The 22,566-nt window shown below is 49.8% G+C and carries 23 protein-coding genes and 3 tRNA genes; 1 reads left to right on the plus strand and 25 read right to left on the minus strand.

Features of this window, described 5'->3' with window-relative positions; all coding sequences use genetic code 11:
• Positions 1–81: 81 nt before the first annotated feature.
• From sufC to DWV73_RS03505, 24 genes are all read right to left on the minus strand, one after another.
• Positions 82–852, minus strand: coding sequence for a Fe-S cluster assembly ATPase SufC (gene sufC, locus DWV73_RS03390; protein ID WP_107000429.1), 771 nt, complete (start codon positions 850–852; stop codon positions 82–84).
• A gap of 259 nt (positions 853–1,111) precedes the next feature.
• Positions 1,112–1,561 carry a SpoVA/SpoVAEb family sporulation membrane protein gene (locus DWV73_RS03395; protein ID WP_117795708.1) on the minus strand — a complete coding sequence of 150 codons (450 nt, stop codon included), beginning with the start codon at positions 1,559–1,561 and terminating at the stop codon, positions 1,112–1,114.
• A 15-nt stretch (positions 1,562–1,576) separates the two neighbouring features.
• Positions 1,577–2,140, minus strand: a complete 564-nt coding sequence (locus DWV73_RS12935) for a stage V sporulation protein AB (RefSeq protein ID WP_242995718.1) — start codon at positions 2,138–2,140, stop codon at positions 1,577–1,579.
• Positions 2,130–2,765: a stage V sporulation protein AA gene (locus tag DWV73_RS03410; protein WP_117795710.1), complete on the minus strand. Its 636-nt coding sequence runs from the start codon at positions 2,763–2,765 to the stop codon at positions 2,130–2,132. The genes DWV73_RS12935 and DWV73_RS03410 overlap by 11 nt, the downstream gene beginning before the upstream one ends.
• Positions 2,762–2,950, minus strand: coding sequence for a hypothetical protein (locus tag DWV73_RS03415; RefSeq protein WP_147353615.1), 189 nt, complete (start codon positions 2,948–2,950; stop codon positions 2,762–2,764). Before DWV73_RS03415 ends, DWV73_RS03410 begins: the two co-directional genes overlap by 4 nt.
• A 145-nt stretch (positions 2,951–3,095) precedes the next feature.
• Positions 3,096–3,818 carry a SigB/SigF/SigG family RNA polymerase sigma factor gene (locus DWV73_RS03420; protein WP_117795712.1) on the minus strand — a complete coding sequence of 241 codons (723 nt, stop codon included), beginning with the start codon at positions 3,816–3,818 and terminating at the stop codon, positions 3,096–3,098.
• Positions 3,811–4,269 (minus strand): anti-sigma F factor, encoded by a 459-nt coding sequence (gene spoIIAB / locus DWV73_RS03425; RefSeq protein WP_233430193.1) that lies wholly within the window; start codon positions 4,267–4,269, stop codon positions 3,811–3,813. The genes DWV73_RS03420 and spoIIAB overlap by 8 nt, the downstream gene beginning before the upstream one ends.
• 142 nt (positions 4,270–4,411) lie before the next feature.
• Entirely contained in the window at positions 4,412–4,759 is a 348-nt protein-coding gene (locus tag DWV73_RS03430; protein WP_022358681.1) for an anti-sigma factor antagonist, read from the minus strand.
• Positions 4,760–5,006: 247 nt separating this feature from the next.
• Positions 5,007–6,428, minus strand: coding sequence for a tetratricopeptide repeat protein (locus tag DWV73_RS03435; protein ID WP_242995719.1), 1,422 nt, complete (start codon positions 6,426–6,428; stop codon positions 5,007–5,009).
• Positions 6,429–6,434: 6 nt separating this feature from the next.
• A complete protein-coding gene (locus DWV73_RS12710) occupies positions 6,435–6,590 on the minus strand; it encodes a hypothetical protein (protein ID WP_022358683.1) in 156 nt (51 codons plus the stop codon).
• A 54-nt stretch (positions 6,591–6,644) separates the two neighbouring features.
• Positions 6,645–7,988, minus strand: coding sequence for a Mur ligase family protein (locus DWV73_RS03440; RefSeq protein WP_117795714.1), 1,344 nt, complete (start codon positions 7,986–7,988; stop codon positions 6,645–6,647).
• Between the two features lie 297 nt (positions 7,989–8,285).
• Positions 8,286–8,358: transfer RNA gene (locus tag DWV73_RS03445), tRNA-Thr, on the minus strand.
• A 45-nt stretch (positions 8,359–8,403) separates the two neighbouring features.
• Positions 8,404–8,475: transfer RNA gene (locus DWV73_RS03450), tRNA-Glu, on the minus strand.
• An 18-nt stretch (positions 8,476–8,493) separates the two neighbouring features.
• Positions 8,494–8,567 (minus strand) — tRNA-Pro (locus DWV73_RS03455).
• Positions 8,568–8,697: 130 nt separating this feature from the next.
• Positions 8,698–9,033 carry a metal-sensing transcriptional repressor gene (locus tag DWV73_RS03460; protein WP_022358560.1) on the minus strand — a complete coding sequence of 112 codons (336 nt, stop codon included), beginning with the start codon at positions 9,031–9,033 and terminating at the stop codon, positions 8,698–8,700.
• A gap of 73 nt (positions 9,034–9,106) precedes the next feature.
• Positions 9,107–11,779 (minus strand): heavy metal translocating P-type ATPase, encoded by a 2,673-nt coding sequence (locus tag DWV73_RS03465; protein WP_117795716.1) that lies wholly within the window; start codon positions 11,777–11,779, stop codon positions 9,107–9,109.
• A 211-nt stretch (positions 11,780–11,990) separates the two neighbouring features.
• Complete coding sequence (locus tag DWV73_RS03470) at positions 11,991–12,497, minus strand: small multi-drug export protein (protein ID WP_022358562.1); 507 nt, start codon at positions 12,495–12,497, stop codon at positions 11,991–11,993.
• A gap of 3 nt (positions 12,498–12,500) precedes the next feature.
• Positions 12,501–13,076 (minus strand): zinc ribbon domain-containing protein, encoded by a 576-nt coding sequence (locus DWV73_RS03475; protein WP_117795718.1) that lies wholly within the window; start codon positions 13,074–13,076, stop codon positions 12,501–12,503.
• A gap of 249 nt (positions 13,077–13,325) precedes the next feature.
• Positions 13,326–15,713, minus strand: a complete 2,388-nt coding sequence (locus DWV73_RS03480) for a DUF6449 domain-containing protein (RefSeq protein ID WP_207661036.1) — start codon at positions 15,711–15,713, stop codon at positions 13,326–13,328.
• Between the two features lie 4 nt (positions 15,714–15,717).
• Positions 15,718–16,617: an ABC transporter ATP-binding protein gene (locus DWV73_RS03485; RefSeq protein WP_117795722.1), complete on the minus strand. Its 900-nt coding sequence runs from the start codon at positions 16,615–16,617 to the stop codon at positions 15,718–15,720.
• Positions 16,604–16,996, minus strand: coding sequence for a GntR family transcriptional regulator (locus DWV73_RS03490; RefSeq protein ID WP_107000076.1), 393 nt, complete (start codon positions 16,994–16,996; stop codon positions 16,604–16,606). Before DWV73_RS03490 ends, DWV73_RS03485 begins: the two co-directional genes overlap by 14 nt.
• Positions 16,997–17,179: 183 nt before the next feature.
• Complete coding sequence (locus DWV73_RS03495; protein WP_107000077.1) at positions 17,180–17,473, minus strand: hypothetical protein; 294 nt, start codon at positions 17,471–17,473, stop codon at positions 17,180–17,182.
• 329 nt (positions 17,474–17,802) lie between these two features.
• Positions 17,803–18,600 carry a TIGR03915 family putative DNA repair protein gene (locus DWV73_RS03500; RefSeq protein WP_107000433.1) on the minus strand — a complete coding sequence of 266 codons (798 nt, stop codon included), beginning with the start codon at positions 18,598–18,600 and terminating at the stop codon, positions 17,803–17,805.
• 20 nt (positions 18,601–18,620) lie between these two features.
• A complete protein-coding gene (locus DWV73_RS03505; RefSeq protein ID WP_117795723.1) occupies positions 18,621–20,243 on the minus strand; it encodes a putative DNA modification/repair radical SAM protein in 1,623 nt (540 codons plus the stop codon).
• 288 nt (positions 20,244–20,531) lie between these two features.
• Between DWV73_RS03505 and galE the strand changes: the two genes are divergently transcribed.
• The gene (gene galE, locus DWV73_RS03510) at positions 20,532–21,557 is read left to right on the plus strand and encodes a UDP-glucose 4-epimerase GalE (RefSeq protein ID WP_117795725.1); all 1,026 of its coding nucleotides are present in this window, start codon (positions 20,532–20,534) and stop codon (positions 21,555–21,557) included.
• 199 nt (positions 21,558–21,756) lie between these two features.
• Here the strand turns inward: galE and sigK are convergent, their stop codons facing one another.
• On the minus strand, positions 21,757–22,386 hold the full coding sequence (gene sigK / locus DWV73_RS03515) for an RNA polymerase sporulation sigma factor SigK (RefSeq protein ID WP_022358454.1): 630 nt from the start codon (positions 22,384–22,386) through the stop codon (positions 21,757–21,759).
• Between the last annotated feature and the right edge of the window lie 180 nt (positions 22,387–22,566).

Here is a 22,566-nt window from a genome sequence, read left to right on the forward strand (position 1 = left end):
ACCCGTGCTGATTCGTTATTACTGTCGCATTATCCTGCAGCACTTTCGATTCCAAAAATGCCTGCCTGCGAACAGTAACGATTAGTTCCGGGCGTCTGCCACACCAGCCTCACGGATAAAGGATTCGTAGCCTTCCTGGTTGATCTTATCAACCAGAGAGCCGTCACCGGTTGCCACGATCTTTCCATCTACCATGATGTGCGTATAGTCAACATGCAGTGCATCGAGAATCCGGGTGCTGTGCGTGATAATAAGAAGCGCGCCGTTCTGGTTCTTCTGGTACTCTTCCACACCCTTAGAAACCAGACGGACTGCATCAACATCCAGACCAGAGTCTGTCTCATCGAGGATTGCCAGACTCGGATTTAAGAGCATCAGCTGTAAAATCTCAGATTTTTTCTTCTCACCGCCGGAAAAGCCCACGTTTAAGCTTCTCTGTGCATACGATTCATCCATCTGGAGAATGTCCATCGCCTTTTTGAGCTGTTTATGAAATTCCCAGATCTTTAAGTTCTTGCCAGTCTGCTGGCGCATCGCGCTCCGCAAGAAACTTTCCAGCGAAAGTCCCGGTACCTCCAGCGGCTCCTGGAAAGACAGGAACATACCGGCTTTGGAACGCTTGTCCGTGGACTCATGTGTGATATCCTCACCCTTAAATAAGATCTGACCGCCCGTGATCTGATATCGCGGGTTTCCCATCAGGACGTTTCCGAGCGTCGATTTGCCCGCGCCGTTCGGTCCCATCAGGACATGTACCTCTCCTGCGCCGACGCTCAAATCAACGCCGTGCAGGATCTCTTTTTCTTCTATATTTGCTTTTATCTGATTTACTTCTAACACTTTTTCTGCCATAAAGCACTCCATTTCCGGGACCGGCTGAGACATTCATGCTCGGTCTGTCTGATCTGTGACAGCCGCCTCGTCACGAAAGCGGTTATCCCTCTTAGCAAACGTCCATCTCTCTGGTTCCTTTTTTCTATAATAAATCTGACTGTTCAGACAGCCAGATTACCCTATGGCTATTATAGGTATTTATTTCCGGATTGTAAACCCTCATTTTTCACAAAACAAGAAAGATTCTTATTATATTATTGAGACTTTTTCTCGTTTATTATTGAGTCAGCATCATCCACCCCCAATACACAACCCCTAATCCCCACGAACTCAGAATCCCATACAGGATCACCGGACCCGCGATTGTAAATATTTTGCATCCGACACCAAATACCTGCCCTTCCGCCTTGTATTCCAGCGCCGGGGATGCAACTGAATTGGCGAATCCGGTGATCGGAACCAGCACACCAGCCCCAAAAACGCGCGCCAGCTTCTGGAATACATTTGCCCCTGTCAGGATAACGCTGAGCAGAATCAGTCCCAGCATCGTCCAGAGCGCCGCCGTTTTCTCCTCCATGCCTGTCTGAACCAGACAATTTGTGCTGATCTGCGCCGCCAGGCAGATCAGCCCGCCGGAAATGCCCGCCATCAACACATTTTTCCATGTACTGTGGACGGGCGTAACCGATTTGACATATGCTTCATATTGATCTTTTCTGGCTTCCATGGTTTCTCCTCTCTTCTACTGTTTTCCAATTCCATGTAAGAAATAATACAGCGAACCCGCACATTTCCCCGCCGCAATCGCGAGAAGCAGATATGGCAGCCCCACTGCCAGACGCAGGCGGCGGCTCAGCACCGGCAGGGCTTTCAATGTCTCTGCCAGCGACATGACGAGGCAGCCCACAAAAATACCACAGGAAAGTCCCGCAGCCGCTAGAAGCAGCTGTCCGGAGACATTTCCAAGCATCACCAGAAATCCAGCACCAGCTCCCGTTCTGCCACCGCCTTCTGCTGCCTTCTGCCACAACTCTGCCTCCGGCATTGCCGCTGGCCACGCTATTCTCAGAAAACTCCCGGTCAGCTGTTTCACTTTCTCTGTAAATAAATCCACCACATTTCCAAACAATCCTCCCAGCGCGATAATCGTCTCATACAAGAAGATTTTCCCCTTCGACGCCGTCGCCGTCTTTCCAATCAGGCGCGGATAAACGCCGATGACCACCAGAAAGGCGTAGACTCCTGCTGCCACCGTGCTTCCCGCCGCCAGCCCCGCCAGCAAAAGCAGCGCTTCTTTAAGAAACATCGATGTCATCCTCCTTCCGCTCCTCGTTCTGAATCAGCGTTTTATTGACATTTTCCTCATACAGGCGCATTTCTACCTCCAGCGGCGTCGGATCGAGACTGAATTTCCACGAAGTAAAATGGTTAAAAAACAGCAAAATCCCCACCGGAAGCCCGATCGAATAACCGACCTCCAACGCCGTTGTTCCGTCCGACGCCTGCCCCGTCGTGATCTCATATATTTTCCTGAATACATCCAGCACGTTTGCATCGTTGTTGAATGTCATGATCGCAAATGCCGCCCCGAAAAAGCAAATCAGGCAGACGAACAGCGTCTTGCACCACTGCCAGACAAGCGCCTGACGGCGCGGCGGCTGATAATGAATGACATAGTCCGTCTCCCCCAGATTCTGCACCGATGTCCCCGGAATTTCCCGTTCAATCTGCTGGATAATCTCCATGACGTTTCCAACCAAACGGCTTTCGCGCTGTTTCCCGCCGCCGCGGATCCTCTTCACGATCATCGCACGGCAGCGGCTTTCCACGCTTTTTTCACTGCAATAAACTTCTCCCAGGCTTGCAAGCGGTACATTTTTCTCATGTACCTGCGTGATCTGGCTGAGTTTCAGATAGACCGTCTGTGTCATAATGCTGCCTTCTCCGTCTGTGCCTCCGGTCTCAAAAATGCCTCCGCGCTGTCCCCGGAATGCTGTACGAAGGTTCCGTCAATGTAGACGCTGTCCCGCCCCACTGCCATCAGACAGAGACAGAGCGCTGCCACAATCAGAATCATGCATCCGACCCAGATACAGATTCCCATCTTTTTTTTCATTGTCACTTTCACATTTCCCGTCATTTTTTTCCATCCTTCCTGTGTATTCTGGAAACTCTAAAAGTTCCTGCATCCAGTAGTATGGCTGTCTTTCAATGGAGTATGCACATTCATATATTCTGAATTATGAGCCTGTCTTTTTTTCTCATGTTTCTTCCAGCTTTGCGCGCATCTGCCCTAATATTTTCCGCTCGATCCGCGACACCTGTACTTGTGAAATGCCGAGCTGCGCCGCGATCTGAGTCTGTGTCTGATCATAAAAATAGTGCCGCACAATGATCTCCCGCTGCTGTCCATTGAGCATTTTCAGCAAATCTCCCAAAAGCATCCGGTCAAGCAGGACCTCATTCTCCGCTGTCTCCCCAGCAATCCGGTCCTGAAGCAGAAGACCAGTTTCTTCCCCGGCGCTGGCTGGTGCAAAGAGCGATTCAACCGGACTGTCCGCCGCCATCGATGCGGCAGCTTCCTCACAGCTCACTCCAATCTGCGCCGCCAGCTCTTCCAGCGTCGGCTCCCGCCCAAGCGCCGTGCAGAGCGCTTCCCGCGCTGCCCGGAGCCGCTGGTTTTGCTCTTTGATGGAACGGCTGACCTTGATGATCCCGTCATCCCGGAGAAAACGTTTGATCTCCCCCGCAATCATCGGCACCGCATACGTCGAAAAACGCACCTCATATGATAGGTCAAACTTATCAATCGCCTTCAACAGCCCGATACTTCCGATCTGAAATAAGTCCTCCGTCTCACACCCCCGCCCCGCAAAGCGGCGGACGATGCTCCATACAAGCCCCAGATTGTCTTTTACCAGCGCCTCCCGCGCCGTCTTATCGCCCTGGTGTGCCCGTTTGATCTGCTCGATGGTTTTATCCATAGGACTCTGCCGTTTCTTTTTCTTCCTGCTCTTTATTCATATATCCCCTTCCAATTTGCTTTTTCATCGTCACACACGTTCCGCAGCCCACCTTGGACTCCACCTCGACCTCATCCATAAACGCTTCCATAAACGAAAAGCCCATCCCTGAGCGCTCGCCGGTCGTGTCTGTCGTATACATCGGCTCCATCGCCTTTTCCACATTCAGGATTCCTTTTCCCTCATCCCGGACCGAAATTATCAGTTCTTCTCCCTCAATCCGCGCTTCTATGTAAATAATTCCGATTTCATCGCTATACCCATGAATCACCGCATTTGTCACCGCCTCCGAGACCGCCGTTTTCACATCCTCCAGCTCCTCCATCGTCGGATTCATCCGACTCATGAAGACTGCCGCTGTGACACGGGCAAACTCCTCGTTCGATGAATGGCTGTCTATCTCCAGGTGCATCCACGTGCCATTCTTCTCTGCTTGTCTCTGTTCATTCTGTTCAAATTTTCTGTATTCTTCTGAATTTTTTATTTTTTTAAGTTTTCCTTTCACTTCCGTTTCTGATACAGATATATCATCCGCATACATATTCATCTCTCCTTTAATGTCTCCCATCCAGTGCCTCCTCTCTCGTCCGGTACGACTGCACCAAACGATACACGCCGCCGATCCGCAAAATCCGGCGCATCCGCTCGCCTGCCCCGTACACCGCCACCGTGCCGCTGCTACCCTCCATCTGCTTATACCGGTTGAGAATTACACCGATCCCGGAACTATCCATAAATTCCGTCCCTGAAAAATCAAAAATAATCCGGTTAATATAATTTTCCGCCAGAAGCAGGTCTGTTTCATATTTGAGTGTCAGGCAGTTATGATGATCTACCTCCTTCGGCAGATGAATCACCAGCGCCGAATCGATCGCTTCGTATGTAAACATATTTCGTTCCATATCAGGATTCCCCCTTTTTCGATTTTTTATGCAGCCTTTTCCTATATACCTAAAAAGAATGTGCTTTGGCACATTCGGGCGTCTCGCGCGGTCGCTTGCGACATGTTTCTGCTTCGCGCAAGTGCGCATCCTCGCGGAGCGTTTTTTGTTTCATAGGACGTAATTTCCTATGAAACAAAAAAGCACCGTAAAGTTTTTATCTTTACAGTGCTTTTCTTCTTAATTATCTGCCGTATTATATTTGTACTTACTGCGCCGCTTGCGTCTCCACTCCGCTGCCTGCTGCCGTTTCATCCGCCGCAGTCTCTCCCTGACTGATGATGGACTGACCTGGAACTGCAGCCTGCTGGTTATCCGGCGCAAGCTCGGCGAGCTGCTGTCTTGCCTTGTCCGCCTGCTCGGAATCCGCATACTGGGTCACAATCTGCGTAAACATTTCGACCGCCTTGTCTGTCTCGCCCTGTGCCCGGTAAATCATACCCATGCTGAAGATAACCTTCGGGTTTGCCGGACGGATCGCCAGACAGGTCTGGTAATCTGCCAGTGCTTCCGCCATACGGCCTGCCGACCACATCGTGTATGCCAGATCCTCCAGCGTCTGGTAGCCATTTGTCTCGATGTCCTGCTTTACCCCGTTGGCAATGGAAACGACCGTCTCGTCCGTAAATAACGACGGATCAAAGCCCTCATAATAGGTAACCGCCTCTGCCAGGTTATTGTTGCGGTATGCCTGCAGCATTTTGACGAGCTTCGCATACTGGTTCAGAACGCTGTCATTGCTGTTGAGCATCGTATCCAGCTTGTTCTCCGCCTCTTCTTTGTCCTTTTTCGAGGTCTCAATGCTCTCATTTAAACTGTCAATCTCTTCATTTTTCTGATTGAGCTGCTCGTTGTACTGGAGCATTTCCTGCGTATGTGCATTATTTGCCTGCTTAATCTTGGCTGGCATCACCAGGAAAAAGATAACTGCCGCGCCCAAAAGCAGTCCCGCGCCGATATTGAGCACCGACTGCAGTCCCGTATTCTCCTTGTACGTCGGCGGCATAATGACATCATCATCCTGCATCTGGCGGTGGGAAAATGCATTTTTCAGCTTTCTCCGCTCGATATCCGCCTTGCCGGTATGTTCCTTAACAATCTCCATATACCAGTTCGCCTTGGGATTGTTTTTATCAATCTTGAGTACCTTATACAGGGATTTGCCCGCTTTCGTATAATCCTCATGACTAATATGCAAAAGAGCCAATAGAAGATGCGCTTTTACAAATCTCGGATTAGCTTCTACAACTCTTGTAAGCTGTAAGGTCGCCAGATCGTCGCTTCCGGTCTGCGCCTGCAGAAGCGCCTGATTATATTTCTGAATCGTCGCGCTCGCCTGATCCAGACGATCCTGCTTGCGCTGAATCTGGTCTAAATAATAATCAGCCCGGTTATCCTGCTCCTTAAAGTTCATGCTGATAACCCACTGCACCAGCGCCTCCGACACCTCACCCATCTCATAATAGATAAGTCCGAGAAGATTTCTGGCATCAATATGATACTTGTTCAGGTTCAGGCATTTTTTCAGATACTCGACCGCCCCTGTTAAATCCCGTCTCTTTGCCCGTTCCAGCCCGGCATTGTAAAAGCTGTTGGAAATCAGGCGAATTTTTCTTGTTCGATCCATCATGTCCGCCTATTCCTTCATATGTTTTAAAAGTTCCATCATAATATCCGACATATCTGTCAGGTCACTCTTCACGATCGCCTCGCCGACCTCCTCGACCTCCAGACTCGGTTTAAAATGTTCGATTTCTTCTTCGAAATTGATTGTCATTCCTTCGCCACTCATGTTTTTCCTCCAGAGTTTCTTCCTTTATTACATGGATATACATTCCCGCTAATCTTACACCATTCTGGCGGTGCTGTCAAATCCAGTTCGGGAAATCTTTTTCTCCAGCTCTCCGATTAAATACAAAGAACCCACACAGAAGCAGGTATCCTCCGGACGTTTTTCCTGAACCAGTGTCTGATAAGCTGTTTTTACATCTGGTATACTTTGAACCTCACAGCCATCTGCCACCCGGTGTGCTGCTTTTTCCATCGCCTCCATCGAAAGTGCCCGCGATGTATATAAATGAGTCAGCACCAATCGATCCGGCTTCAGTTTCCGCATCAGTGTTTCCAGCATCGATTCATAATTTTTATCTGAAACGGCTGCAAACAGCAGAAAAATCCGACCATCTTTCCCGGACTCTTCTCTTCTGCGCGCTGCCACCTCTGCCGCCGCGCCCACAAACGCACGGATTCCGCCCTCATTGTGAGCGCCATCCAGATAAACTCCGTCCTGGATCTCCTCCATGCGTCCGTGCCATACTGCATTCCGGATGCCCGCTGCCGCTGTCTCCCCGTCCACTGCAAGAAGCCGTGCCGCCTGGTAAGCGATGCAGGCGTTGACCGCCTGATATTCCGCTTCGAAGGGAATAAACAGACGCTGGCTTTTCTCTTTTATCATCAGGCTCATCCCGCCATGTCCCCGCCGAAGATCCGTATACACTTGCGGGCTGATCGGATATGCCGGACAGGAAAGTTGCGACGCCCGATTTCTGATAACTGCTGAAGCCTCCGCATCCGTATCATCGTACACCACCGGCACATTTTTTTTCAGGATTCCCGCCTTTTCGCCCGCGATCTGTGTCACCGTGCCGCCCAGGTATTCCATATGGTCAAGGCTGATCGAAGTGATAACCGTAAGCGCTGGATGCTCGATGCAGTTCGTTGCATCCAGCCGTCCGCCAAGCCCCGTTTCCAGAATGACATACTCCGGCTTTTTCCGGCGCACCATCCACATGAACATCAAAAACAGATATTCAAAATACGTCGGACGCCCCAGTCCTTCCTGCTCAAAATGAACATATGATGCCTTAACCGCCTCAAATGCCTCCAGGAACAGTGCATCGTCTGCTTCCTGTCCATCAAAGGAAAAACGCTCCGTCACGCGCACCAGATGAGGAGACGTAAACCGCGCCGTCCGCTTCCCGGCTTTCTGCAAAACCGCATCGAGAAACGAGCAGACCGACCCTTTTCCATTTGTTCCGGCCACATGTACGATTCTTTCCTCCTGCGGCAATGCATTCAGGTATGAAAGCATCCTGCGAAGCCCCTCCGCCGTATGTTTTTCACTGGTAAATTTCGGTATCTCATTCAGATATGCATCTGCCGCTTCTACCGTCCATTCTTCTTGTCTCATGGCATGAAATATCCTTTCCTGGCAAACGGAAACGGCAGTACGAACTCTGCCGTCTGCCGCCTTGTCTTTTGTATGTTATTATTTTATATCATTTGCGGAGATCGTGCAAGTGGTTATATAGAATAAAGGCTGTACCGTTACTGTTCACAGATAGGGATTTTCTGAACTGAAATTTCCGTACGACACAGTTCTGATTGCAGATTTTGCCAATTTAAAAAGTGAAGCATCGGCAAAATCCAAGGTATTTCCAATTATACAAGAAACCCCTCTTGATAATCAAGAGGGGTTCCACTCATCAGCTCCCTGCCGGACTTGAACCGGCGACCTACGCATTACGAATGCGTCGCTCTACCAACTGAGCCAAGGAAGCATTTTAATTTGAAAAATGCTCTGGAAAACCCAAAGCAACTTTCGATGACCTGTCCGGGAATCGAACCCGGGTTTATGCCGTGAGAGGGCGTCGTCTTGACCGCTTGACCAACAGGCCGTATGTTTTATAATAGAATCGAGGCGACGTGATTCGAACACGCGACCTCTGCGTCCCGAACGCAGCGCTCTACCAAACTGAGCCACGCCTCGATTACATGACGTAGTATAATATAAATCCAGGAAAATGTCAACACCTTTTTTGAAGAATTTTTAAAAATATTTATTATGTTTAATATTTCGCTATAGTTGCTTGTGTTTGCTCAATTCAATAAATTTATATTTACTTCATCAGCTTCTGAATCGTCTTGCACAGCTCCTCAACCGCTTCTTCCCCATTTCCCGCCTCTATATCATCGACCACACAGGTTTTGATATGGTTGGACAGCAGGACTTTGGAAAAACTGTTCAGCGCCGCCTGAACCGCTGATACCTGGTTTAATATATCGACGCAGTATCGCTCGTCTTCCACCATCGCCTTCACACCGCGCACCTGTCCCTCGATCCGGTTTAAACGTTTCAGCAGATCTTTTTCTTCGGTCAGGTTTCTGTGTTTGTGGCGTTCCGTCTCTCCTCCCTGACAGACCTGCGCTTGTGATTCACATTTACAACAGCCCATGCTTTTCTCCTATCTTTTATCAAAATGCTGCGAAATGGCATATTAATTCCACCATTTCGCAGCTTTTTTCATCCTACTGAATCGAGTCCACCTTATAATCCTGTGCCTCAACCGCCTCTTTCAACGTATCGTCCGCCACATCCGCACTCATGCTTACGACCGCGGTTCCTTTCTCATGGCTGACCTCTGCGCTCTCCACGCCTGCCAGTGCCTCCAACGCCTTCTTTACGCGTGCCTCACAGTGTCCACACATCATTCCTTCGATATTCATTGTCTTTGTCATCGTTATTCCCTCCATATTTATATGATTTTTTTGATTCTCACTTTTTTGCAATTCTTTTGAAACAGTTTCATTTTCATTTGCTGTTTGCCCAATTGACCGGGTGTCTTCTGCCTCCGTCCTAACTGCACCTGCGTTTTCTGCTTTATCTCCGCCTTTATTAGCAGCCTTCTCAGCCCTCTTCCGCATCGGATGATCCTTCGATGCATCGTGCATCTTAAACAGATTCAGCCGCAGCGCGTTCGTCACTACGCAGAAGCTGGATAAGCTCATCGCTGCAGCGCCGAACATCGGATTTAATTTCCATCCAAAGATAGGATACCACAAACCGGCTGCAAGTGGAATACCCACAACATTGTAAAAGAATGCCCAGAACAGGTTTTCGTGAATATTTCGAAGCGTCGCACGGCTTAGACGGATTGCCGCCGGAACATCACTCAAACGGCTCTTCATCAACACCACATCCGCGGCATCAATCGCGATATCTGTACCGGCTCCGATCGCGATACCTATATCGGCACGCGTGAGCGCCGGAGCATCATTGATACCATCACCGACCATTGCCACCTTACCCTGTTCTTTCAGGCTGCGGATGACACTCTCTTTCCCATCCGGAAGTACTCCGGCAATGACTTCATCCACACCAGCCTGTGCCCCAATCGCACGGGCGGTCCGCTCATTATCTCCGGTCAGCATAACCACACGGATTCCCATGTTCTGTAGTTCCTTGACCGCCTGCGGGCTGTCTTCCTTGATGACATCTGCCACGGCAATCATACCAGCCAGACGACCATTTTTCATAAAGCACAGCGGCGTCTTTCCTTCCGATGCCAGACGCTCAAAGGATGCCTGTTCCTGTGCGGACACCGTCGTATGTCCGCTGATATAGGAAAAACTTCCGCCTGCCAGTGAAGCGCCGTCTAACGTACCGGAAAGTCCATTACCCGGCAGCGCCTGGAAATCAGCCGCCTCCGGCGCATCAATCTGCTGTTCTTTTGCATAGAGAAGAACAGCTTTCGCCAATGGGTGCTCACTCTTCTTTTCCAGGGAAAGCGCCAGGCTTACCAGCTCCTTCTCAGTCACACCTCCAGACGGGATGACGTCGGTCACACGCGGCTCGCCGCTGGTGATCGTACCCGTCTTATCAAGCGCTACAATGTCCATTTTTCCGGTTTCTTCCAGCGAAACAGCTGTCTTGAACAAGATTCCGTTTTTCGCGCCCATGCCGTTGCCGACCATAATCGCAACCGGCGTAGCCAGTCCCAGTGCACACGGGCAGCTGATAACCAGTACGGAAATACCTCGCGCCAGTGCGAATCCAAACGTCTGTCCTGCCAACAGCCAGATAATCGTTGTCACCACTGCGATCGTGATAACCGCCGGGACAAACACGCCGGAAACCCGATCTGCAATCTTGGCGATCGGCGCTTTCGTCGCCGCCGCGTCGCTGACCATGCGGATGATCTGCGACAGGGAGGTATCTTCACCGACTCTGGTCGCCTCACAGCGCAGATAACCAGACTGGTTGACCGTTGCCGCCGAAACCGGGTCACCCTGTGCCTTATCCACCGGAATACTCTCGCCGGTCAGTGCTGCCTCGTTGACCGCGCTTGTTCCTTCCAGGACCACACCGTCCACCGGGATATTTTCACCTGGGCGTACAACAAATACATTACCCTTCTTTACCTCGTCAATCGGAACCTTTGTTTCCACTCCATCCCGGATGATAACAGCTGTCTTCGGTGCCAGTTTCATCAGTCCCTTTAAGGCATCCGTCGTTTTTCCCTTGGAACGCGCCTCCAGCATTTTTCCGACTGTGATCAGCGCCAGAATCATTGCCGCCGACTCAAAGTAAAATTCATGCATGTAGGACATAACTGCCGTGTCGTTGCCCTTTAACTGGGCGTCCGTCATCGCAAACAACGCATATGTGCTGTAGATAAACGACGCGCCGGAACCAAGTGCTACCAACGTGTCCATGTTCGGGGCGCGGTGTAAAAGTCCCTTGAAACCGCTGATAAAGAATTTCTGGTTAATCACCATGATAATTCCGGCCAAAAGGAGCTGCAAAAGTCCCATCGCCACATGGTTGCCATCCATAAAGTGCGGCAGCGGCCAGCCCCACATCATATGTCCCATCGACATATACATAAGGACTGCTAAGAATCCCAGCGATGCGATCAGACGGTGTTTTAAGACCGGCGTCTCCCGATCTTTTAAGGCGTCCTCTGCCTCCGACGCGCTCTGCGCCTGCGCTGCAGTGCCCTGTCCTTTCAGGGATGCGCCATATCCGGCATCTTCCACCGCATGAATCACGGTCTCCGGGGGCACATCGCCCTCGACGCCCATCGAATTTGTCAGCAGGCTGACCGAGCATGCCGTGACACCCGGCACTTTCGATACTGCCTTTTCAACCCGGCTGCTGCATGCCGCGCAGCTCATGCCGGTTACTGTATATTGCTTCATGGTCTCCTCCTATCTCTTAACTGCCTTTATAATATACCCCCATAGGGTATATGTCAACCCCAATTTCATTTATGATCTCTTTTTCTCAACAAAATAATAATGGACGCAAAAAGACTCTGTCCGGAGAATTTCCCCTTACAGAGTCTTTTATACATTCGCATCCATGCCGCCCTTTTGCGGGCATAGACATTATTCCATTTTTATCTGCGCATCATCCAAACAGCACGCCCAGCACGCCGTAGGACAGAATCGACATAATCACCGTCGCCAGCGCGATACCGACTAAAATCGCGCCAAATGCCTTGCCAAATTTCATGTGGAGCAGGGATGCCACCAGCGCGCCTGTCCATGCGCCGGTTCCCGGAAGCGGGATGCCGACAAAGAGCATCAGCCCCCAGAACTCATATTTCTCGATCTGCCCTTTTTTGCTCATCGCTTTGCGTTCCAGCCACAGCGCAATACCACGGAAACACGGAACCTTCTTCATCCACTCCAGCACATGGCGGATCAGAAGCAGGATAAACGGGATCGGCAGGATATTTCCCACGATACAGATCGGGATCGCCCGCAGGATCGGCACGTTTAAGAGTGCCGGTGACGCAGCCAGAAGCCCTCCTCGAAGTTCCAGAATCGGAATCATCGAGATAATGAAGATAATTGCCTCCTTCGATATGACTCCGGATAAATTAGCTGTAAACCATTGTACCAGTGAATCCATAAATTATGCCTGCTCCCCGCTGTTATTTTCATTCTGTGCCGCAGTATCGGTGGTGTTCTCCGAAACAAAGTCCGAAGCATCCGCGGAATCCGCGTCTGGGCCAGCCGTGCCTTCTGTTTCTGCGTTGTCAACCGCCTTATCTGCTGCGGCTTCATCCTTCTCTTCAAAGATAGTCTCCTGCATCTCCTCCGGTTCTTCCGGCTCATGCACATCTGCAGATGTCGTCGAATCCATCGGCGCACCGCACCGGCTGCAGAATGCCGCATTTTTCTCCACCTTTGCGCCGCACTCCGCGCAGACTCTTGTGCCCTCTAACTCGGCAATCTCATCCTCCAGGGACGCAATCTTCACAAGCCCAGCCTGGATAGCGTGGAACTCATCTGCAAATTTCCCTTCCAGCTCGCCCTCATGTCTGTCATAGTATGCTTTTCCCAGTGTGATATATGCCTTATTAATCTTATCTTTCTCGGCGGACAACTTCGATTTCAGCTGTAATACGCCTGTAATGTCCTTTACCCGGTTAGCAGCTTCCTTGCTCTTATCGCTGATCACCTTTCCAAGCTCATCGAAAAATGCCATATTTCTTCCTCCTCTGCGGGATATGTACGCCTCAAATTTCGTTCTGCCTGATGGGACAGCGCATCGCTGTTCTAAATGCAACGGCAGGTTCATGCAAAACCAAGGCATCTGATATTTTCTCATAACGATTCAGCCGGTTTTTGCATCAAATACATAAACCGGCTGAACCGCTACGTTTCCCCCTATTTTAGCCCCTACAGGGGAGAAAGTCAATCTTTTGCATCCCTGAATCAACTCCAGGCAGCTTTTTTAATACGCAAACACCCGGTTCAGCCGCATCAATTCCGGTGTCAGGCCAAAGGTCGATTTCACAAACTCCGGAACCTTGCCATAGCGGAACGAGCGCTGGTAGATGCCATACTGACCCGATTCATCCATTTCATAGTCCGCCGCATATTCCCCATCATACAGGACATTCTGACCGGCATCCACCGTATATGTCTGACCTATCTCATTTTCCTCCATTGAATTTACCGAATCCCTCAAATCATCCTCTGAAACTGCCCCTGTGTCCTCTGTACCGGACACATATACTGCAATATTGATCCCCTGATATGCCTCCGCCATTTGATTGATCTGCACCATATCATCCGAAGCGGAGTTTGCAAGAATTTCTGCAATCTGTTCCGGATCTGTAATCGTCACCTCGCGTCTGCTGTTATTCTGAAGATACTCCCGCTGGCGTTTTCCAAGCTCTGTATCTGCCGGTGCCAGCTGATCCTCCGGAATCTTGCCGCCCTGATACTGAAGCACGATTTTTTCTGTATTTTCCGGCGTCACCTTGCTGCCGACCTCGGTACCACACTGTTTCAGAATCGCGATCGTCTCCTGGAAGGACGGATAAATCGGGTAATAATCAAACTGGTTAAATGTGTCATAATAGCCGCCATTTTTACGAATCACATCAATCATCGCCTGCATCTCATTTGTCTTAAACTGAATCTCCGCGATCGGCATCTCCTCCCGGCGCATATCCGGCGTCAGAGCCATCAGCTCTTTCTGGTATGCAGCAAGAAGTGCCGCCTTCGTCTGCTCATCCGGAAGCTTCACATGGCTGCAGTCCTCTTCCTCTTTGTAATTGATGCCTGCGGCATCGTCTGCCTGTAGGGACAGCACCGGGTACATTCCCAGTTTATAGCTCTGATTTTCATAAATGGAATCTAGCTGTTCCCGCAGCTCCGATACATTGATCGTGCGGTAATTACGGTAAACGGTTTTTCCATTGTTCAGATGCCAGGACAGCACGATCGAATCATAGCGTGAATCCAGATCCGCCTCACTCATCCAATCCTGTCCGCCGTTCAAATGCTTCCGCTGTCTGGAAGCTGTCTCGATGCCCTGCGCGCCAATTTCCCGCAGGACACGGATTCCATCCTCATCCGAGATCTGCATTTTATCTGCCACATCTCCCTGGGACGCCCATTCCATTCTAACACTGTAGCCATCCCTATACATTCTCGGAGTCACATGGTAAGCCCCTGCCGCATTGTTGTCCAGCGCATCACAGTAAATACCCGCGTATGCAACCTTGTCAGCATCCGGCAGATAGCTGTCATATCCTGCCACATCCAGGCGGAACCCTAAGAAAATGGCTGCCACTGCCACCGCACTGATGACAAGCTGTCTCTTATGTGCAAACAAGCTCTTAAAATCGAAATGATAGATAATTTCGATCAGGCAGCTGGTGATGAGCAGTCCGCAGATCAAGCCAAACACGGTCCAGATATCATCATTCAGGATTGACCGGAAAATCATTCCGGAAAACAGTGTGATCGGCACAACCAGAAGGAAACGGATCACCGGCTCACTTACCTTAAATGCCATCGCTCTTCCAGCCGCCTCAGACGGGCGTTTCCGGTACAGGAACATTCCCAGGCCAAAGAGCAGGGCTGCCACTGCCAATGCAATGACTGCCATCCGGGTGGGATGATCCGAACCAGTTGCCGTGCCGTACCAGAAAACCGGTGAGGTTCGCTCGCACCAGCGCAGCAGAAAATTGCCATTGTCATAAAACGTCATGAAGTATTCGGAAAAATACGTCGATACCACTGCAGCCACACCCGGTCCCCAGCTAAAAAACACGCCGGTTCCCAGTAAACCCACGATCAGATTGCCTGTCAGAATCACTGCCAGCACAACCGTCATGTACACCAGTGTAAAAAAGCACATATGCTGTATATACCCAATCAGCAGGGTTCCCCATGAAAATGGTGCGCCCTTTACCTGCAGCATCACTCCTGCCGCCAGCAGAAATACCAGATACGGGACTGCCAGATACAGGATACCGTCCAGGCAGGTCACAGTATAAAGCATTTCACGGCTGATCGGAAGGCTGTGAAAAAAATCCGTTTTCTTTTTCGAATGGAGATACGAAAAACCGGACGCTGCCAGCACCACCGCCGTCACAATCAGGATAAATACCAGCATTGCATTCTGGATCGAATACATATGCAGCATCTCATTGGTCAGCTTTAATTTTGCTTCTGCTAACGCCGCTTCGACGCTCAGATCTTTAGACAAGTTATCCGGACGCAGCATTATGCTGGTTTCCAGCGCTGTCAGGACTGGAAACAGAAAGAAGCACAAAAGTGCGGTAAGCGCCACGCTCCAGAGACGCTGCTTCGTATTTTCTCTCATATATTTAAAAAACAAGCCTTTTGATGTCATAACCAGCCACCTCCGTTTCACTGATAAAGATCTCTTCCAGGGAAAGCGGTATCATTTCAAAAAACACCGGATGATACGCCTGTAAAATTGTCTGAATCTCTTCCCGTTTTCCGCGCACAGTAAGCGTCAGGAGACTTCCCCTCTGTTCCGTCTTTATAATATCGATTCCCTGCAAATCGCTGCTCCCCACTCCCGCCGGAAGCACACACTGAATCTTGTGAATATTTAACTTCATATCGTCCAGATCCTTTGAGAGAAGCATTCCTCCCTTGTGAAGCAGACCTACATGGTCGCAGATATCTTCCAGCTCCCGCAGATTATGGGAGGCGATGACCGGCGTGAGGTTCCGCTCCTCGATATCATTGGCAAAAAGACTCTTGACCGTCTGCCGCATGACCGGATCCAGCCCGTCAAACGTCTCGTCGCAGAACAGATAATCGGTTCCCGCGCAGATGCCCAGCAGCACGGCGAGCTGTTTTTTCATACCCTTCGAAAAGGTCTGCACCTTCCGCCGGCTTTCCAGTTCAAAATTCTTTAGCAGTTTATCAAACCGGGCTGCATCAAACTTCGGGTAAATCCCCTGATAAAATACTTTCATGTCTTCCGCCGTTCCATTGCTTAAGAAATACGGCTCATCCGGGATATAAAAGCATCGTGCCTTTACCTTTGTATTCTCAAATACTGTCTCATCATCAACCGTAATGCTCCCTTCGTCCGGCTTTAAAATACCGGCTGCCATCCGCAAAAAGGTACTTTTTCCGGCGCCGTTAGTTCCGATCAGACCAAAGACACTTCCATTGTGAATCTCCGCATGGATATGATCGACTGCCACTGTATCATAAAAACGCTTCGTCAGATTCTCAGCCTTTATCATTCCTGTTTCCTCCTTCCTCACTTCCATAGCTCTGGATGACCTGCTCCTGGAACTCCAGCATCGTGATGCCGGTTCCTTTTGCATCCCGGATCAGAAGTTCCAGCTGATCCCAGATCTCCTGCCGCTTCCTCTCCCGAATCTGCCGGTTATCCGCCACAAAACTGCCCCTGCCCTTAACCGAATAAATATATCCCTGGCGTTCCAGCTCTGCATACGCCCGCTGGATCGTATTCGGATTCATCGACAGCTCCGTTGCCAGACTCCGCACGGATGGAAGCTGACTGTCCTGCTCCAAAATCCCCCGGACCATCAGATCCGACAGCTTCTCAACAATCTGCTCATAGAGAGGTCGTCGATCTTTATAATCAATCAGAATCACGCTCACATTCTCCTTTCCTCCATTCTGCCCTGTATCAAAAATCATAAGTGTATTAGTTCATTTAATACAGTTATAGTATACAAAAAGGGCAGCCGATTGTCAACCGACTGCCCTCTTACGATTTTCTTAACAACCTTTTCGGTTATATCCGAATAGAAACAAACTTCTGCAATCAAAGATTGATTACTGAGCCTGTGTCTCCTCAGCTGCCTCAGTCTCTTCTGCTTCAGCCTCAGTCTCCTCAGCTGCCTCAGTCTCTTCCTCAGATGCCTCTTCGGTCTCTTCCTCGGAAACTTCCTCAGTCTCTTCTGTTTCAGCCTCGGTCTCCTCAGCTGCCTCAGTCTCTTCTGCCTCTACAGTCTCCTCTGCTGCTGCAGTTGTCTCCTCTGCTTTGCTGCCGCAAGCGGTCAGAGCAGATGCTGCTACCATTGCACTCATAACTAAGATTGCTGCTGTTTTTGTAAGATTCTTTCTCATAATTATTCTCTCCTCTTTAAAACATACGATTTATGTTTTCTTGTACCTCATCGGTACGTGACCTATAATAAAAACAAATTATGTCCAAAATATGAATAGATAATTAACATTCACTAAATAAATCCCGTATTTCTTACAAAAATCGAAAGTTTTCGTAAGAAAAGTCCTTGTTTCTGTTGACTTTACATTATTTTTTAAGGTCTTTAAATCTTAATATATATGCAGCAGTTTTCTCGTTTCAATGCTGTTTTTTCCCGATTTCCGGCTTATTTTTATTCTTTTTTCGTTTCTTTATGAACAAGGTTCTCGATTTTGTGTTTACGATTTGTTCACAATTTAGCCAAATTTGAACGGTTGGAACCGAACTGAAATTCCGTCATATATTTCCGGTAGCGAAGCGGCAGATGCATCCGCTGACAGGCTGGATTTTCCCGCTCCTTAATTCCTATCTGATGAAAAAATGCACTCCAGAGCGCCGCATATTCGCTCTGATCGGTTCTCCCGGAAAGCGCCTGCAGGGGTTCTGTCTCAGCCCCACGCATCATATACCACCGCCCCTTTCCTGTCCAGACTCCCGCTTCCTGGTGATTTTTATCATAGATAATAAATGGTTCCGAGGGCAGGCGATCTGTAAAATACGGCATCAGCAATGCCGTCACCCGGTTTTTCGGACCAATCTCAGAAAATAGTACATGATCGGAATATTCTGCAAACCGCAGAAATTCTGTCTGCAAATGCGCTTCATTGGCAACCGCACGGTTGATCTGAAAGACTGTCTGCACCGCCGGTATCTGTAAATTTTCCGTGATACGTCTCCCTGCTGCCCCTGCGCTAAACCCACAGACCAGAAAGCGGTAGACCGCCTCTGCCCGATCCTCCCGCTCACTCAGCGCCGTGCGGTAAATCCAGCTGTACGCCAGTTCTGACAGGGATCGACGCACCGAGCGCACGACTTTCTGTGCCTTGAGCCGATCCACCGCCACCTCTCGGTACTCCGAAAACAGGCTGTAATTATATTCGCCCTGTACTTCCAGCCGCACGTTCTCATGCCCTAAGCGGCTGTTCCAGGCATCATATACTCCTGTGAATATACCTTCTGGACTGTCTTCGCATACAAATACAACCATTTTTCTCTCCTCCGTCTGCTTCATGCCTGCGCCATATGAAAATCATCAAACAGCGACATCTGGCGGTACAGCCCGCTCTGTGACAACTGCCACTGCTTCCGCTTCTCTTCACTGATTAGCTGTGCCGCGATCGCATCCTCATGGATCTGCACCGGGTACATCATCCGCCCTGAACAGGTAATGAAGTATACTGCCCGCTTCAGCACAACTCCCATCTTCTTCAAATCTTCAAACCGAAGCGCCACCTGTTTTCTCGTTGCGACAATCCGCATCGCAGACTTTACCCCGATGCCCGGAACACGCAGAAGTGTCTCATACGGTGCCCGGTTTATCTCCACCGGAAACTCACCCAGATTCTGCAGCGCCCAGTCGCACTTCGGATCCAGAAACACATTAAAATTAGGGTGCTTTTCACTCAGAAGTTCCGATGCCCGGAAGCCGTAGTAGCGCATCAGCCAGTCCGCCTGGTACAGACGGTGTTCCCGCAGAAGCGGCGGTCCGTCCGGAAGATCCGGAAGCAGGCTGTCCTCATTCACCTTGATAAACGCCGAATAAAAGACCCTCTTTAATCCAAAATTCCGATACAGCGCTTCCGCGACCGCAACCATCTGATAATCACTCTCCGGAGTCGCCCCGACAATGAGCTGTGTGCTCTGACCGCCGGGGACGAAATAATTCTTGCGGTTTGAGATATTTCCCAGTCCGAAACTGCCATAGATCGATCGTCCTGGGATGACACGGGGGATCTCCGGTGTATGTGTCCTTCCAACCCTTTCATCCATTTTCCCCGGCTCTTTCGACCTCATAAATCCTTTTACCTTGTCTCCATTCCGCCCCCAATCCATCTTTGTCTCTGTCTGATTCGGACTCAGAATTCCCTTGTCAGCCTGCAGACATTCCCTTTCCCCTTTTCCTATCGCTTTACCACCAATTCCATTTCTCCCGTCTCCCGGAATCTGAATTTCTCCGCGCTCTTTCTGCGGAAGCCATGCCCCTCTGCTCTCCAGACGCCCTTCCTGCTCCAGCTGTCTCGCGATCCCAGTCTGGATCTGGCGCATCGGGCGCAGTATCTTGTCCCGCGTCTTTCCCGGTGCCAGGCGCGCCAGACCATCAGCCGTCGGAAGCTCCAGATTCACACTCATCCGGTCCGCCAGAAAGCCCACTCTCTCAATCAGCTCCGGATCTGCCCCCGGAATTGCTTTCACATGGATGTAACCGTTAAATCGATGGACGCGCCGAAGGCGGTACAAGGTCTGATACAGCAGTTCCATCGTGTGATCCGGTGTCTCCAGCACACCGGAACTTAAAAACAATCCCTCTATATAGTTGCGCCGGTAAAATTCCATCGTCAGACGGCAGACCTCCTCCGGCGTAAAGGAGGTACGGACCGTGTCATTGCTCCGACGGTTGACACAGTAATGACAGTCATAGATGCACTGGTTCGTAAATAAAATTTTCAGCAGGGAGATACAGCGCCCATCCGAGGCAAAACTGTGGCAGATGCCGTCCACCCGGCTGTTTCCAAGAAAGCCTTCCTTTCCCTTTCTACCCACGCCGCTGGATGTGCAGGCGGCGTCATACTTCGCCGCATCCGATAAAATACTTAACTTTTCTTCGATTGAAAGATTTTCCTGTATCAGCATGAGGTTCTGCCTCCTCCCGTTTCTCGAACATCCGTTCTGTATTTATCATATCACACCCTCTTTTTAAATGCAAGCTGTTTTTCGAACGCACATTCTATCATCACGCACACTGTATCCGAGTCTTTCCAATTCTACGCAAAGCGTTGTTAAACTTCCTCTTAAAATATAATTTCGATAACACATGACAATATTTCCGATTGTTTTCCTCGCAAGCCGCGTTTATAATAAAGAAAGATTGAAGGTATAAAATGAATTATTCTTATAGGTAGGATGAAGGAGGAGTTTACAATGGCTATTTTAGTTACTGGAGGCGCCGGTTACATCGGCAGTCATACCTGCATCGAACTTTTAAACGCCGGATATGAGGTCGTTGTCATGGACAACCTTTACAATGCCAGTGAGGAAGCGCTGCGCCGCGTGGAGAAAATCACCGGCAAGCATGTAACCTTTTACAAGGCAGATATGCTGGATCGCGAGGCAGTCAATGAGATTTTTGAGAAAGAATCCATCGATTCGGTCATTCATTTTGCAGGCTTAAAGGCAGTCGGAGAATCCGTTGCGAAGCCACTGGAATATTACCACAACAATATCACCGGAACCTTGATTCTCTGCGACGTAATGCGCAATCATGGCGTCAAGAAAATCATTTTCAGTTCCTCCGCTACCGTATACGGAGATCCGGCATTCGTCCCGATCACCGAAGAATGCCCGAAAGGCAAAATCACAAACCCTTACGGTCAGACAAAGGGAATGCTTGAGCAGATTTTAACTGACCTGCACGTGGCAGATCCGGAATGGAATGTCGTTCTGCTCCGCTACTTCAACCCAATCGGTGCACACAAGAGCGGTCTGATCGGCGAGGATCCGAAGGGAATCCCGAACAACCTGGTTCCTTATATCGCACAGGTTGCTGTCGGCAAGCTGAAATGCCTCGGTGTCTTCGGCAATGATTACCCGACTCCGGACGGAACCGGTGTGCGCGATTACATCCACGTAGTTGACCTTGCAGTCGGTCATGTAAAAGCACTCCAAAAATTTAACGATAAGCCAGACGTATATATCTACAACCTCGGCACCGGCAAAGGCTACAGCGTACTCGATGTTGTCAAGGCTTACGAAAAAGCCTGCGGCAAAACAATTCCTTATGAAATCAAGCCACGCCGCGCCGGCGATATCGCAACCTGCTACTCCGATGCTACCAAAGCGAAAAATGAACTCGGCTGGGAAGCTCAGTACGGCATTGAGGAGATGTGCGCTGACTCCTGGAAATGGCAGTCGATGAACCCGAACGGATATCGGGACGCTGAGGACTAAGAGATGAAAAAGAATGTGCTTGGCACATTCTCGCGCCGAGCGCGGTCGCTTGCGACATGTTTCTGCTTCGCGCGAGTGCGCATCATTGGCACGTTAGTGCCTTTTTGTGTAATAGGGAATTCCAGAAAATTTCCTATTACATGACAAAAGCGGCTGACAGATGTCCATCCTAACATCTGCCAGCCGCTTTTTCTGTTCTTTATTTGTGTTCCGCAAATCCCCGCCGCATTTTTTCCAGCGCCCGCTTCTCGATCCGGCTCACATAAGAACGCGAAATCCCAAGTCTGGCGGCAATCTCCCGCTGCGTCTGTTCCTTTCCGCCAAACAGCCCGTACCGGCTGCGTAAGACGATTTTCTCTGTTTCTTTTAAACACGCTTCATAGGCGCGGTAAAGCTGTTCAATTTCCTGCTTTAAAATAATGGTTTCCAGAACTTCTTTTCCTTCTGCCTCCAGCACATCCATCCGGCTGACGGTTTCTCCGTCTTTATCTACCCCGATCGGGTCATATAACGAGATATCCTTTGCATATTTTTTACCAGCACGGAAGGTCATCAGAATCTCATTCTCGATACATTTCGCCGCATACGTCGCCAACCGCGATCCCCGCTCCGGATGAAACGTATTGACCGCTTTAATGAGCCCGATGGTGCCGATCGACAGGAGATCTTCCATTTCATAATCTGTACCCTGATATTTTCTGGTCACATGCGCCACCAGCCGTAAATTTCGCTCTATCAGAGTATTGCGTGCCTCATGGTCTCCCTCTTTCATGCGTTCCAGACAGGACCGTTCCTCTCCAGGTGTCAAAGGCTTTGGAAATGTATGCAAAGAAAAAGCCACCCTGAAGCTTACTTACTGATAGTTTATGCTTCGGTGGCTTTTCCAGTGCACCACTTGCTTTTCCGATTTTAGAAAGGGCGCTAAAAATCATACCATCCAGCCGGTTATAAATCCGCTGCGTGTGAACTACTCGGTAACTAAGTTACCAGAGCATCTGAAATCTGGCGG

Origin of the sequence: Clostridium sp. AF12-41 (genome assembly GCF_003461685.1) — a bacterium.
In the GTDB taxonomy this organism is placed as follows: domain Bacteria; phylum Bacillota; class Clostridia; order Lachnospirales; family Lachnospiraceae; genus Otoolea; species Otoolea fessa.